This is a genomic window from Winogradskyella wichelsiae, assembly GCF_013403925.1.
Taxonomy (GTDB): domain Bacteria; phylum Bacteroidota; class Bacteroidia; order Flavobacteriales; family Flavobacteriaceae; genus Winogradskyella; species Winogradskyella wichelsiae.
The window spans coordinates 1-14267 of the sequence record NZ_JABFDJ010000007.1 but is presented as its reverse complement, the minus strand read 5'-3'; the positions used below and the strand labels follow the sequence as shown (position 1 = coordinate 14267).

Annotated in this window: 14 protein-coding genes and 2 tRNA genes; 12 read left to right on the top strand and 4 right to left on the bottom strand. The window is 31.2% G+C overall.

Translation table 11 applies throughout. The features are described from left to right. Positions 1-237: 237 nt before the first annotated feature. Positions 238-630 carry an START-like domain-containing protein gene (locus HM985_RS13850; RefSeq protein WP_179376826.1) on the bottom strand — a complete coding sequence of 131 codons (393 nt, stop codon included), beginning with the start codon at positions 628-630 and terminating at the stop codon, positions 238-240. A gap of 183 nt (positions 631-813) precedes the next feature. On the opposite strand from HM985_RS13850, the gene HM985_RS13845 reads away from it, so the two are divergent. Beyond that, positions 814-887 (top strand) — tRNA-Met (locus HM985_RS13845). A gap of 138 nt (positions 888-1025) precedes the next feature. On the opposite strand, the gene HM985_RS13840 is transcribed toward HM985_RS13845, so the two are convergent. Then, a complete protein-coding gene (locus HM985_RS13840; protein WP_179376825.1) occupies positions 1026-1163 on the bottom strand; it encodes a hypothetical protein in 138 nt (45 codons plus the stop codon). A gap of 307 nt (positions 1164-1470) precedes the next feature. On the opposite strand from HM985_RS13840, the gene HM985_RS13835 reads away from it, so the two are divergent. From HM985_RS13835 to HM985_RS13825, 3 genes are all read left to right on the top strand, one after another. Next, positions 1471-2703 (top strand): cation:proton antiporter, encoded by a 1233-nt coding sequence (locus HM985_RS13835; protein WP_179376824.1) that lies wholly within the window; start codon positions 1471-1473, stop codon positions 2701-2703. Positions 2704-2814: 111 nt separating this feature from the next. After that, a complete protein-coding gene (locus HM985_RS13830; RefSeq protein ID WP_179376823.1) occupies positions 2815-3258 on the top strand; it encodes a hypothetical protein in 444 nt (147 codons plus the stop codon). 371 nt (positions 3259-3629) lie between these two features. Then, positions 3630-4628: a metal-dependent hydrolase gene (locus HM985_RS13825; RefSeq protein WP_179376822.1), complete on the top strand. Its 999-nt coding sequence runs from the start codon at positions 3630-3632 to the stop codon at positions 4626-4628. Here the strand turns inward: HM985_RS13825 and HM985_RS13820 are convergent. Further along, positions 4625-5503, bottom strand: a complete 879-nt coding sequence (locus HM985_RS13820) for a phospholipase A (protein WP_179376821.1) — start codon at positions 5501-5503, stop codon at positions 4625-4627. The genes HM985_RS13825 and HM985_RS13820 overlap by 4 nt on opposite strands. Before the next feature lie 209 nt (positions 5504-5712). On the opposite strand from HM985_RS13820, the gene HM985_RS13815 reads away from it, so the two are divergent. After that, positions 5713-7527 (top strand): SLC13 family permease, encoded by a 1815-nt coding sequence (locus HM985_RS13815; RefSeq protein WP_179376820.1) that lies wholly within the window; start codon positions 5713-5715, stop codon positions 7525-7527. A gap of 7 nt (positions 7528-7534) precedes the next feature. On the opposite strand, the gene HM985_RS13810 is transcribed toward HM985_RS13815, so the two are convergent. Next, positions 7535-8482, bottom strand: coding sequence for a sterol desaturase family protein (locus HM985_RS13810; protein WP_179376819.1), 948 nt, complete (start codon positions 8480-8482; stop codon positions 7535-7537). A gap of 482 nt (positions 8483-8964) precedes the next feature. Between HM985_RS13810 and HM985_RS13805 the strand changes: the two genes are divergently transcribed. From HM985_RS13805 to HM985_RS13775, 7 genes are all read left to right on the top strand, one after another. Further along, entirely contained in the window at positions 8965-10431 is a 1467-nt protein-coding gene (locus HM985_RS13805; RefSeq protein ID WP_179376818.1) for an aldo/keto reductase, read from the top strand. A gap of 35 nt (positions 10432-10466) precedes the next feature. Further along, entirely contained in the window at positions 10467-11264 is a 798-nt protein-coding gene (larE, locus tag HM985_RS13800; protein WP_179376817.1) for an ATP-dependent sacrificial sulfur transferase LarE, read from the top strand. Further along, positions 11257-11916: a nickel pincer cofactor biosynthesis protein LarB gene (larB, locus tag HM985_RS13795; protein WP_179376816.1), complete on the top strand. Its 660-nt coding sequence runs from the start codon at positions 11257-11259 to the stop codon at positions 11914-11916. The genes larE and larB overlap by 8 nt, the downstream gene beginning before the upstream one ends. After that, positions 11913-13193, top strand: coding sequence for a nickel pincer cofactor biosynthesis protein LarC (gene larC / locus HM985_RS13790; RefSeq protein ID WP_179376815.1), 1281 nt, complete (start codon positions 11913-11915; stop codon positions 13191-13193). The genes larB and larC overlap by 4 nt, the downstream gene beginning before the upstream one ends. An 11-nt stretch (positions 13194-13204) precedes the next feature. Beyond that, positions 13205-13396 (top strand): hypothetical protein, encoded by a 192-nt coding sequence (locus HM985_RS13785; RefSeq protein ID WP_179376814.1) that lies wholly within the window; start codon positions 13205-13207, stop codon positions 13394-13396. A 322-nt stretch (positions 13397-13718) separates the two neighbouring features. Next, complete coding sequence (locus HM985_RS13780; RefSeq protein WP_179376813.1) at positions 13719-13895, top strand: histone H1; 177 nt, start codon at positions 13719-13721, stop codon at positions 13893-13895. 296 nt (positions 13896-14191) lie between these two features. Then, a tRNA-Gly gene (locus HM985_RS13775) sits at positions 14192-14264 on the top strand. Positions 14265-14267: the final 3 nt, after the last annotated feature.

Genomic DNA, 14267 nt, shown 5'->3' with positions numbered 1-14267 from the left:
TGGTTATTTACAATTGTATCTATTCATTATTCTTTTTAAATAATCCTTCTTCCTTTCAATAATAGTATTCTCCATTGATTAACAGAATAGAACACTTTATACTTATTGCTTAATCCATTAAGAACGTTATAATTGTACTGTTTTTAAAACAAATAAGTTAAAAGTTTAAATAAAAAGTCTCGATTTAATTTTGAAATTAAATCGAGACAAAGATATAATAGAATAGTTATTTAGTTCTTATGCTGAGCCTAAAACTTGTTTTAAGCTAGAGATTTGGTTAGACCAAAGCATTTTACCTTCTTCAACTTCATCCTCTTCTGCAAAATCTGTAATCATTAAAGAAACATCTTTAGTAATTTCATCGACTTGTATTCTAATCTCAAAATAACATGTTGCTCCTTCTTCATCGTCGTTTAACCAGCGAAACTTAACACGTTCACCACTTTTTTTACTGAGTAACTTTGCTTGTTCCTCTGATCCATCCCAAATAAATGTAAATAGTTCTCCACGAGAATTAACATTATCTGCAAACCATTCTGATAACCCCGAAGGTGTCGATATATATTGGTATATAAGTGTTGGTGATGCTTGAATCACAAACTCCATTTCAAATTTTTCTTTGTCGTCCATATTAGTCATTGTATTATGTGCTCAATATATACAAATATACTTGAGTTTTAAACTTAAAATTAATTTAATTTTTTTTGCATTTAATTATTTGCTGAATCCAGAAAACTTTATATATTTGCAGCCGCAATTACGGGTATGTTCAAATACTTTATTTTGAAGTTATAAATGTAAATTGCTAATTATGGCGAGGTAGCTCAGTTGGTTAGAGCGTTGGATTCATAACCCAGAGGTCACGAGTTCAAATCTCGTTCTCGCTACAATAGTAAACTCAGAACTTTTGTTCTGGGTTTTTTTTGTGCTCTATTTTAAAAGCATAAGCTATTTAGTACTAGATAAAGGATCATTTAATTCTTGTTAGTTAGATGGTTTCTGATACTATTTAAGAATGCCTAACCCTAACAATAATCTGTATGTGATGAGACAGTCATCACTTCACATTCTTTATTATTTAAATATTTTAAAACAAATGATGCTATAAAAGGCTTCTTTTTCTTTTCTGTAGCAGTTCTAAATCTTTCTTCTGAACTGCTCATAAAGGTTACTTCTACAACTCTATATAAGGTTTATGGTCATCCATTAATTGATATTGCACCTTGCTACTAAAATAATTTAGAGCTTCCATTATTGCATCTTATGTTTTTTTATTTCTTAGTTACAAAAAAACTTTAATTCACTTTAACTGTTACTAAAATAATTATCAACAGATTAGATAATTTAAATAAGTTATAAATAAATTGTTATGAATTAATATTAAAGAAGAAAAACAATGACTTTAGCGCTTACATTCAATGTTTTCGCAATCTTTTAATAACCTACTACTTACCTTTTAAGATATAAGTTATGAAATCCTATTACACGATACTGCTCATTGTTGGAATCACATCGCTTTTTGCTAGTTTTCTACCAATATTATTAAAAAAATTCAGAATTAGTTTTACAATTCCCTTATTGTTTTTAGGAGGATTTTTGTTTTTTTTAGAAACACCATTACCTTGGCCAGATCCTGTTTGGGATATTGATATGACTTTAAAGTTTTCAGAATTAGTTGTTATTATTAGCTTAATGGTTGCTGGCTTAAAAATTGGACTCAACTATTCGTGGAAAGAATGGAGAAACCCTTTGAGGCTCCTTTGTATTACCATGCCCTTATTTATGCTCATTGTATTTTTAATTTCTTATTACCTCTTAAATTTTAATGGGCCAGTAGCATTATTATTAGCAGCCATTTTAGCACCTACCGATCCTGCATTAGCTTCAGAAATACAGCTTAACAAAAAACAAACTGTAGCCACTAAAAACGTAGGTATACAATATAATCTTACGGCTGAAGCAGGATTAAATGATGGCTTAGCATTTCCATTTGTCTTTTTGGCTATTTTGTGGTCTAAAAATGAAAACTTAGGGATTAACGAATGGAAAGAGTGGATATGGTATTATATGTTTTTCAAAATCATCGTTGGTGTCCTTGTTGGCATAGTAATAGGGTTTTCATATAGTTATTTTACTAAAAAATTGGCACAATATAATATACTAAAAATCCACCAAGCTTTTGTAGCGATTTCGTTAACTTTAATTTCTTACGGTCTAGCAGAAATCTTGGATGGTTATGGATTTTTAAGTGTTTTCTTAGCAGGGTTATTTGCTCATTATCATCAGCACACCAATAACGAAACGACAGAAAGTGAGCCAAGCTTAGGTTTTATTACTAATGTGGAGAAGTTTCTTATTATTTTTTGGATGATTTTCTTCGGAGGTTCCATAATTGGCGGTATATTAAACTTCAATTCAATTCTTACTCTATTATTCTGTATTTTCTTAGTCCTCGTTGCGCGACCATTAATGGGGTACATTAGTCTCTATAAATCAGGACTAGGCTCTAAAGAGAAATGGGCTATTTCCTTTTTTGGTATTCGAGGCATTGGCTCTGTATTCTATCTAACCTACGCTATTAAATATGGTGATTTTAATGATATAAATCCTGTTTTTTCTATAGTCGCCTTTATTATTTTATTATCGATTGTACTCCATGGTATCACCACTAAACGGCTAATACCTAAAATAAAGAATAAATAAGTTTACTATGTAGCAGGTGAAAATATTTTTAAGAGTTAATATCTAGATGTTTTGAGCTAAGTAATAAAATTAATACTATTATTTTTATATTGAATTTTAAAATTGATCTTAATGAAAACGAATTACAAATTCTTAGCCATGGTATTACTAGCAGTCTCTTTTTCTTGTAAAAATGAATCTTCAAAAAAAGAAATAAACACAAGAAACCCAATGAATAAAGAACTAACTGACACTCAAAATTACGAAGAAGATGGTAATTTTGAAGAAGACACTTATACTTATGAATCAAAAACTGATAGTATTAATGAAAATTGGAATCTTAATGATCCCGAAAGGCAAATGCAATTATACTCTAGGTTTGAAATGAGTGATGCTCAGCAAGAGCGTTATGAAACAGAATTACAAAAGTGGTGGGATTCTGAAATGGATGACCCTTACAAAAAACTGTCAGCGGACCACAGAATTGAAACTGAATCTAAAATTTTAAAAAATATTCTAGATGAGGAACAATATGAGAACTACGAAGCTTGGTCTAATGATAATGACAAAAGGTAATTCTAATATACTCAAAGATTTAATTAGAATTTTTACTTAAACATAATTTTCAAAAAGTTAAGAGGAATTTTAAGAGATTGATAGTATTTATACATTAAGCTCTCAGTTTCGGTTTAACTCATAATTATGATCAGTACCACTAGCAGCAGCCATCGAAATAACAAATTTTAAGCTAAACAAATAGTATCTAAGATTTCCCTTCTTTCTAAATATAGGTTTAAACGCTTCTATTGCTACTTCTTTCCCTATTAAAATTTTAATCAAAATATTAAAGCATATGACTTAACTAAAACTCATAATCTAGTCTGCTCCTTCCTATTGTATGACTTTTTAGTATAACTTAATACTAAACATTATCTTCGTGTTATATTATGGATTCACTCACACAAATAGTTTTAGGTGCCGCAATTGGCGAAGTTCTTTTAGGAAAAAAAGTAGGTAATAAGGCTATTTTATATGGAGCTATTGCAGGTACAATTCCAGATTTAGATGTTTTTGCTTCTCACTTTACAGATACCGTTTCTGCTTTGGCTATTCATCGTGGATTTACACATTCTATTTTGTTTTCTGTAATTTTTGCTCCAATTTTTGGTTGGATCATCTCACGTTATGAAAAATACAAAAACTTTAAAGGTTGGTCTTGGTTATTCTTTTGGGCATTAATAACACACCCAATGCTGGATGCTCATACAACGTGGGGAACTCAATTCTTTTGGCCATTAGATTTAAGATTAGCCTTCAAAACCATTTTTGTAATTGATCCCTTGTACACACTACCTTTTTTAATATTTTTAATTCTGACTATGTTTCAAAAGCGAACTTCAGAAAAAAGACGTTTATACAACGGAATCGGTCTTACCTTAAGTACAACTTATTTAGCATTCACATTTATTCTAAAAGATTTAGCCCTAACACAATTTGAAGACGAGCTCCTAGTTAAAAATATAAATTATAAGCAAATAGATACGAGACCATCTGCTCTAAATACTATTCTATGGAATGCCAATGTAGAAACTGAAAACACTTATTTATTAGGCACATATTCGTTTTTAGACACACAACCGATCACCTTTGAAACGTATCCTAAAAATCATGAATTACTAGGAGATCTTATTCATAATAAAAAGGTAAAACAAATGATAGCGATATCTGAAGGCTGGTACACTATTACTAGATCTAATAACAAATTATATTATAACGATTTGCGTTTTGGAGTATTAAGTATGGAACCTAAATCTCAAAACTTTGTGTTTAAATACTTAATTGATGTAGATGCCTCAGGAAATGTTGACTTTATTGAACAAGAAAAAACACAGCGCGATGGTAAAAAGTTAATGTCAGATTTATGGAAACGTATTAAAGGAAATTAATTTATAGTCTTTTTACTTTTACCGTTAAACCACTTAAATTCATTAGTTCTAATCACATAACCAACCCTAATCATACTTTGTGATTGTTCGTAATTTAACAACCCTTCTGCTTGCCCAACATACCATTCTAACATTAAGTATTGATTAGAAATATTGTTTCCAAAAGGATTATAATAAACCCTTGCTCTAACGGAGCCTTTAGCTTCAAAATTTAACCCTTTACGCAATCTTAAATCAAAAATTAATTTATCTGGTTGGTAAGTATGAGATACATTAATCTCGCCTAAACCGACATACTCTAAAAGGTCTGGATTCCCTTCTTTGTGAGAAAATGGTAACCATGCTTTAAAACTTGCTACTGTATTTTTAGAAATACCAGTAATGTATTCTAAACTTATACGATTCCAACTTCGAGATGCAAGACTATCTCTTCCATTAGATTCATGCTCAAAAGATAAAGTTCCAATACCTTTTAAACGCTCTTCTTTATCATAAAAAACTTTACCTAAAGCAATCGATGGATTAAAATTTATGTCGTTAAAAGGGAAAGATTCTTCATAAATATTCCAAAATGCTTTTTGGGTATATGTCATATATAAATAAGTATCTAATGGTAATCTACTTCGAGTTAATATCTGTTTAAAACTAATTTGATATTTAGCATTTGCTGTTGTACTATTTATGGTCTTATTTGTCGGTACACCAGTAACAAAAAAATTATCCTTGTGTATTGAGAAATAAGGTTGTGTAGCTATAGAATCTTGCAATTCTTGTTTGGTATATGCCTGTGATTGAATTGTAGATATTGTAAAAATTGACAGAACAATGAAAGCTATTGTTTTAATTAATCGGTGGTTGTAGCTTAATTTAATCATAAGAAATCGCGAAATTTTAGATCATGTTAGATTGAAAACACAAAGGTCCATAATTGAACTGAGCTTCATTAACTCATATACAGCTTAAACTAATCTAAAAAAGAAAATCACCTAAAGATTTTTGGTTTGTAATCAAAGTAATCAAATATCTTAATGAGCACCTCTTCTACTTCTTCTGTCACTAAATTTAAATTCTAGCATTAAAACCTATGGAGCTATCAATAATCTTAGTCTTTATTATTATCGGTATAAGTATCATCTTATTTGTCACGGAGTTTTTTCCTGTAGATAAAATTGCTTTTTTTATAATAGTTGCTTTGGTGTTGCTTCAATTAACAACACCTGAAGAAGCTATTAGCGGCTTTGCTAACCCTGCAACAGTTACTGTCTTAGCTTTAATGATACTTGCTGTTGGGCTCGAGGAAAACGGAGTCATTCAATTACTTTCCGATGGTATTAAAAAATTAAAGATATTACCTCTTATTCTATTGACGCCAGCGTTTATGATTATTTCTGCGAGTATATCGGCCTTTATTAGCACTACGGCTGTAGTTATTATTTTTATTAAAATAATTACAAGACTATCCGAAAAATATGGATTTTCTTCTTCTCGATTATTAATGCCAATATCTTTTGCTGGAATTCTAGGTGGTAGTTGCACACTTATGGGTACATCAACTAACCTTATTGTAAATGCTATTGCAAAAAAACAAGGAGTTGAATCTTTTAGTTTTTTCGAATTTTCATGGTATGGTCTTATATTTCTAGCTGTCGGGCTCGTCATCATGACGATCGCTTCTCGCTTTCTGCCAAAGAAGAAAAAGAATAACCTAACCACAGATTATAATATTGATTCTTATGTTTTTACAATAAAGGTAACTAAAGACTCCCCATTAATTGGAGAGAAATTTGGTGATATTGAATTTCTAAATCAAGAAGATTCTAAAATCCTAAAACTCATTAGACATCATCAGGTAATTAATGACCCTGGAAAATACATCAAATTAAAAGCTAAAGATAATTTGGTGTTGATGAGTAATTTAGAAAACTTTCAATCTATTCTTAAAAAAAATGGATTTGTATTGAATGAAAAACGACAAAAGCAACAATTAGAAAACGTTAATAGAATAGATAATGACACTGTTGAAAATGATGTAACTTACATTGAAACTCTTATTCTACCTGGCTCTAACTTAATTGGTAAAACATTAAAAGGTTTAAGAAGAATTTCTTTTGAAGGTGCATTCCCTATTGCCATTAAAAAGCGAAGAAATTTAAGAAACACAAAAGAGCGTTTATTACGAAAAAACATTGAAGACATCAATCTAAAACCTGGTGATCGTGTTCTATTAGAGATGCAAGAACATAAGATTTCTGATCTTTATAATATTGAAAATATTGCTATATTAAATGAACATGAATTTAAGCCCAATATTGCTAAGTCTAAAACAGCTATAGCTTTATTAATATTGCTTGGTGTTATTGCATTAGCAGCGACGAGTGTAGTTACGATATTAACAGCTTCTTTGCTAGGTGTTGCTATTATGCTTTTAACTAATATTATTAAACTTGAGAGTGTTTATCAAAAAGTAAATTGGCAAATTATATTCTTACTCGCTGGCATGATTCCTCTTGGAACTGCTATGACTAATAGCGGAGCAGACATTTGGCTATCAGAGCATTTATTAACGTTAATGAGTAATCAGAACCCAACAATAGTTCTAGGCTTACTTTTCGGAATTACAATACTCTTATCCGGAGTTATATCTAATAATGCCACTGCAATAATCATGGCTCCCATTGCTATTGCAGTAGCAAGCGGATTAAATTTAGATATTAAGGCTTTTTTACTTGCCGTAATGTTTGGTTCTAATTTTAGCTTTTTCACACCTGTAGGCTATCAAACCAATACACTTATTTACGGAACTGGAGCTTATAAATTTAAGCACTTTCTAATTATTGGGGGTATCTTATCCGCTACATTATGGATTGTAGGTACTCTACTTCTATCAATAAAGTTATAAAATCAATTTAGGCGCTTTGTACGTTTCCTTTTTTAGCTTCATCTGCTATTTGACGCCTCATTTGCCTAACGGTAAGTGAGCTCCCATCATGGCTCCAGCCTGGAGGTCCAAATATATATTTAAACTTATGATACCAGTTTTTTGATTTCTTCATATCGTTCCAAATGTTCTTGTATTCATGTGTTAAAATAACAAATACATTATAAGAATCTGGTGGTGTAGAAACACCATACTCAATATCAATAGATTCATCTAGTTCTTTCCATGTACCAAAAATACGGTCAAAAATATTTAGAAATCCACCGTGATTTTTATCCATATACTCTAAATTACGAGCATGATGAACTTGGTGCATTGTATGGGTATTTAGAATTTTCTCTATAAAGCCCATCTTCTTTATATATTGTGTATGCAATTGAAATTGCCATAAAGCTTCAATCCCCAAACAAACAACAAGCATTTCAGGAGGAAAACCAATCATTACAATCCAAACATAAAAGAAAGGCTTATAAAAAAGAGTAAACCAACCATTACGAACAGCAGTTCCTAAATTAAAATTATCAGAAGAATGATGTACAATGTGTGCTGCCCAGAAAAATCGAACCATATGATTTTGTCTATGAAACCAATAATAACTAAAATCATCTAGTAACATACATAATAGCCAGATATACCAAGCATAACCAAACGATTCATATCCAAAAATATTAGTTCTAACTCCATTTACTATCGGGTTAAATAATTCATCTACAAAATGAAAAACTGCTATAATAGAAAGTGTTTTTATTAATGCAGCTAGTACTGCAGAACCTAAACCAAGTAATACACTAGAAGTTAAATCTTTCCAATTATAAAGGTTTTTTTTATCATCTAAAACCTTACTATAAGTAAGTTCTAAAGCAATAAGACCTAAAAAACACGGCACTCCGTATACTAAAGGGTTAGTAAAATCCATTTATTTTATTTTTTTAAAAGCAATTTATTTAAGGCTTTTTATTCTAAAAAATACATTTAGAAAATAATCTTAAAACTTCAATTTATTATTAAGGGCGTGAATATACAGTATCACTAATAGAAATCCGAATTTTAAATCTAGGTTTTCAATTATTTCAATATCTCAGCCCACCTATTGTTAGATTCAATATTTAAACTGATAAGAACAAGTTTTATTTCAAAGTGATCTAATTAAAAATTAAATAACAAAAACAAACATCTATAAAACCAGAAAAAAACACTCTTAAAACAATCTTAAAACAATCTTAATGCTTAAACGATATAGCACGACTCAAAACACTTTACATCTACAATATTAACCCAAATATTTATAGAATTAACCTTTACTCTAAACATCATGTTAAAAAAAACTTAATAGGTTTTAATTGATCCGTGTTCACTTTAAGTATTGTTATCTTAGAACCTCATCGAAAACCTAAACACATGAAAAGTAAGTACCCAGTTTCAAGACGCGATTTTATAAGACTATCAAGTATGGCTGCTGCTGGAGCAATGTTTTTACCTTTAGGAACTAGTTTCTCTGATAAAGCACCAGCACCTATGATGAGACCTTTTGGTCGTATAAAAAATAAAGTAACTACGTTAGGATTAGGAGGTCAAGCATCTATACAATGGACACCAGATGATGTTGATCCCGTTCAAATTATTACCAAAGCTTTTGATTTGGGTATTAATTATTTTGATACTTCAAATGTTTACGATCTAAGCCAAATGCACTATCACTCTGCTTTCGAAAAAATGAACCTAATTCCGGGGAAACCGAATTACGATAAAAAGCTCAGAGAATCTATTACCATTACAAGTAAAACATTGATGCGATGGGGAAAACCAGGATGGAAAGAAGTTGAAAATGTAAGAAACAAGTCTAATGGTGAAGATGTGCAAACAGCTGCAGATGATATAAGAAGAACCATGACTCAGCTTTTTGGTGATGGAAAAGGAAACTATCCAGAAGGCTCATACGTAGATATCGTTATGGTTCATGCTTTACAAGCTATTGAAGAGAACGATATATTATACAAAGGTATTGAAACACCAATTAAACCCGATGAAAACTTTGGAGCTTTAGTGGTGTTAAAAGATTTTAGAGATGGCACCAATCTTACCGGAACAAATCCTAAAAACGAAAAATTATTGAAGCATATTGGTTTTTCAGGACATAACAATCCTGAAGCCATGATTGATTTTATGCAACGTGATAAATATGGATTACTAGATGCTTTATTAGTATCAATTAACTCGAATGATCACTTATATTTTAATATGAAACACAATGTAATTCCACTTGCCAAGGCTAAAGGTTTGGGAGTTATCGGAATGAAAGTATTTGGAGCAGGAACCATGTATAAAGAAGTGCCTGGATTCTCTAGAGATCCAGATCAAATTTATCGTAAAGTAGGTTCTACAGATTTACCAAGTAGCGAGCTTATAGAATACGTATTAACCACACCTGGTGTAGATACCTTAATTATAGGAATTGGTCAAATAGATGAAGATCCTCTTAAATGTCAGTTAACTCAAAATTATTATGCATCTCAAGTAAAACCAGATGCAATGTCAAAAGAAAGAAGACTTGAAATAGAGGCAAAAACAGCAAAGGCAGCAGGAGAACGAACAAATTTCTTTCAGCTTGATAGAATAGACATGACAGGGCCTAGAGACCTTAAGCAAGAAACCGTTAACGGAACAACCAAAATAACATGGCAAACCGCTTATGCAGCAGAAAACCCAATTTCTCATTACGAAATTGTTTCTAATGGAAACGTTTTAGGTACCGTTAAACATCAACCCCAAGTTCTAAAAGATAAGCCTTTTACTTTTGAGATAGACCAATCAAATGTAGATGGTTTTAAAGTTTATACTGTTGATGAAAACGGTAATAAAGCTTAATCATTTAACCATTCAGTAAAATAAAAAATTAATATATGTCAAAATTAGCATTGCTAAAACAATGGTTTAAAGACCATAAAGGAACTGTTACAGCATTTTCAGGAGGTGTAGATTCTTCCCTTGTCTTGTATGTTTCAAAATTAGTGCTTGGTGATGCTGCTATTGGGTTAATCTCTAATTCAGAAAGTCTAAAATCTGAGGATTTTAAAGTTGCAACTGACTTTTGTAAGTCGCATAATATAAACTTAGAAGTTATAAAAACAACCGAATTAGAAGATCCTAATTATACAGCAAATCCGACAAATCGTTGTTTTTTCTGTAAAACGCATCTTTACGAAGCTATGGTAGATATTATTCAGGAACGCTATCCTGAATACACCATTTTAAACGGCACTAATTTAGATGACTTAGGAGATTATCGTCCCGGTTTAGAAGCCGCTAAAAATCACCAAATAAAGTCTCCTTTAGCCGAACTTAATATTACAAAAGCAGAAGTTATAGAAATGGCCAACTCCTTAGGTTTAGAAACCGCTTTTAAGCCACCAAGTCCGTGTCTAAGTTCTAGAATTCCTTATGGAACTGCTGTAAATAATGAAAGACTGAAACAAATTGAGCATGCCGAATATGTTTTAAACAGATTTGGCTTCAATAATGTTAGAGTCAGATATAAAGGAGAAGAAGCTTCCATAGAAGTTCCTGTATCAGAATTAGAAGCACTAAAAAGTCAATTTAACCAAATCACTAAAGAAATAAAAGCCTTAGGTTTCTCTAAAGTCACAATAGATGAAGAAGGATTTGTTTCTGGTAAATTAAATAGAGTATTAAATGGATAAAGCCTTTATCATAGATGAAGACAGAAAACGCCGTTTAGGTTTTGAAGAAGTCATCTTCGGAGCCTCAAAAAGCGTGGCATTACTTTCTGATTTATTGAAAGATTATGTTGAAAAAAATAAAAACGTACTCGTAACAAAGCTGCAAGCTAAAAAAGCAAAAGTGTTATTAAAAACATTTAAAACAGCCTTTTATGATGAGGAATCTGAAATTTTTATGCTTTCTCACATAGAAATATCAAAAGACACATCTGCTAAAATAGGAATTGTTTCCGCAGGAAGTTCAGATATTGGTGTTGCCAATGAAGCCTTTTATACTTTAGAATATATGGGAATTAAATCTCGTATAATTCATGATGTAGGCGTTGCAGGTTTACACCGCTTGTTAGATAAATTAGAAATCTTAAAAACATTTGATATTTTAATTATCGTCGCAGGTTTTGAAGGTGCATTACCAACCGTTGTTGGAGGACTTCTCCCCCAACCTATTATTGCTGTACCAACTTCTGTAGGTTATGGAACAGCAAAAGATGGAGAGACGGCATTACGTGCTATGCTTGCTAGCTGTGCCAACGGAATTACAGTAGTAAATATAGATAATGGTTATGGAGCCGCCATGAGTGCTTTTAGAATGCTAAAACTAATAGAAAAATGAAAACAATATATATAGAAGCTTTTTCGGGACTCTCAGGGAACATGTTTTTGAGTGCTTTTAGTGAATTGCTCGGTGATTACGACCAATTACTAAATTTACCTAAAGATTTACATTTACCTGATGGTAAAATAGAAATCCAAGAGGCCGATAAAAATGGGATTACATGTAAGTATGTTGAAGTCTTAGATTTAAATGTTAAAGGAGACACAGCTCATAGCCATGAACATGACGATCATGGACACTCTCATAATCATTCACATAGTCATGATCATTCGCACAGCCATGATGACGATGAGCATCCACATGATCATTCTCACGATCACCATCATGGAGCACATAGACATTTAAGTGATATTCAAAAAATAATAGATAACGCGCATATCAGTACTAATGCAAAGAAAATAGCACACGAAATTTTCTTAATGATAGGAAAAGCCGAGTCTAAAATTCACAATATGCCATTAGAAACCATTCATTTTCATGAAATAAGTGGGGTTGATTCTATTATAGATATTGTTGGAAATGCAGTTTTAATTGATAAACTTAATATTTCGAAGGTCTATTGTACACCAGTTTGTACTGGTTTTGGAATTGTAAAAACACAACACGGTATGCTACCAGTTCCTGCACCTGCTACGGCAGAATTACTTCAAGGTATGCCTATTTATCCAGGTAATGAAGAAGGTGAGAAGATTACACCAACAGGTGCAGCTATTTTAAGATATCTTAATCCCGATTTTAAAAGTAAAGCCTACACACCAATAAAAACGGCTTATGGTCCTGGTAAAAAGAATTTTCATAACGCCAACGTAGTCCGTATTTCTTTAATTAAAGAGAAAGTTGAAAAAGACACTCACATTCAACTAGAAACTTCCATAGATGATATGTCTCCAGAATACCTTGGGAATGATTTTCAAAATGGTTTATTAGCTTCAGGAGCTCTTGATTTTAGCATTACACAACAACTGATGAAAAAAGGTAGATTTGGTTTTTTACTAAGTGTGATTCTCCCAAAAGATCAATTAAAAAATGTATCTAATTACCTATTTGATAATACAAGTACAATTGGTCTTAGACATTTCCCTATAGATCGAATAGAACTTCCTAGATCACAGCATAAACAACAAACCAATTTAGGTGAGGTTACAGTTAAAGAAACTACCACACCTAATCAACACATTAAGATAAAGCCTGAATTTGATGATATACAAAGATTAGCTAAAGAAACAGGCAAAACGCCTTTTCAAATCATAAACAAACTCAATATTAACTCATAAAACTCTAAACAATGAAAAAAGTATTTTCAATTTTATTATTCGTAATAAGTTCGCAAATTTTATTAGCTCACCCAGGATCTGATCATCATTCTCATGACTCTTTTATGGGAGAATGGGCATGGTTGGTTATACCAGCAATCGCTTTGGTTGCTTTAGTGTGGAAGTTTAGCACTAAAAATCAATCTGAAAAAAGTAAAAAATAGTTTGTTTTCTATTTTTATTAAAGCTAAATATTTATATATAATAGCAAAAGCCCTTACAGATTCTCTGCTAGGGCTTTTAATTTAGATATCTATATTATTTATCATTATTGATCTTAAACAGATTATATAAATAGCCTATAAGACTGTAAATAAACAGACTAAAAAAAATAGAATTAAATAAACATGCTAAAACATCTTTAATTCCTAGAAGCATCAGTTATTCAAAATGAATTTTTAGATATATTTTAACCCCTGTTTATATGTTATTCAACGGAATAATTATATTTTCGCCTTTTCAAATTAAAATTTTAACAAAGAACATATGAAAGAATTAATCGAAAACATCCAAAGCACAATTGAATCATTTCAAACTGATGCAAATTTACAAGTAGAAAGTGGTAACAAAGCTGCTGGAACTAGAGCTAGAAAATCATCTTTAGCATTAGAAAAACTTTTAAAAGAATTCCGTAAGGTTTCTGTTGCAGAGTCAAAAAAATAAAAAACACACCTCCCCTTTATTTATAAAGGGGAGGATTATTATACGTTTACAAATTACTTCTTCCTTTTTAAGCCTTAAAGAGTAACAATACTTAAATAGGCAAATAAATCACTTAGTCTTTACCTTGAATTATAAATTGTGCTAAACAAGCAGCATTATTCAATTTTTGTAATTATCTTAGAATTAAAAGATTAATCTTCTAATACAATAAACATTTAATCACTTTAAAATTCTAGAGCTAAAAATTAGGGATTTTTTATAAAATAGTCTTATATTTGCCACCGCTTACCAATACTGCGAGAGTAGCTCAGTTGGTAGAGCGTCAGCCTTCCAAGCTGAATGTCGCCAGTTCGAACCTGGTCTCTCGCTCAA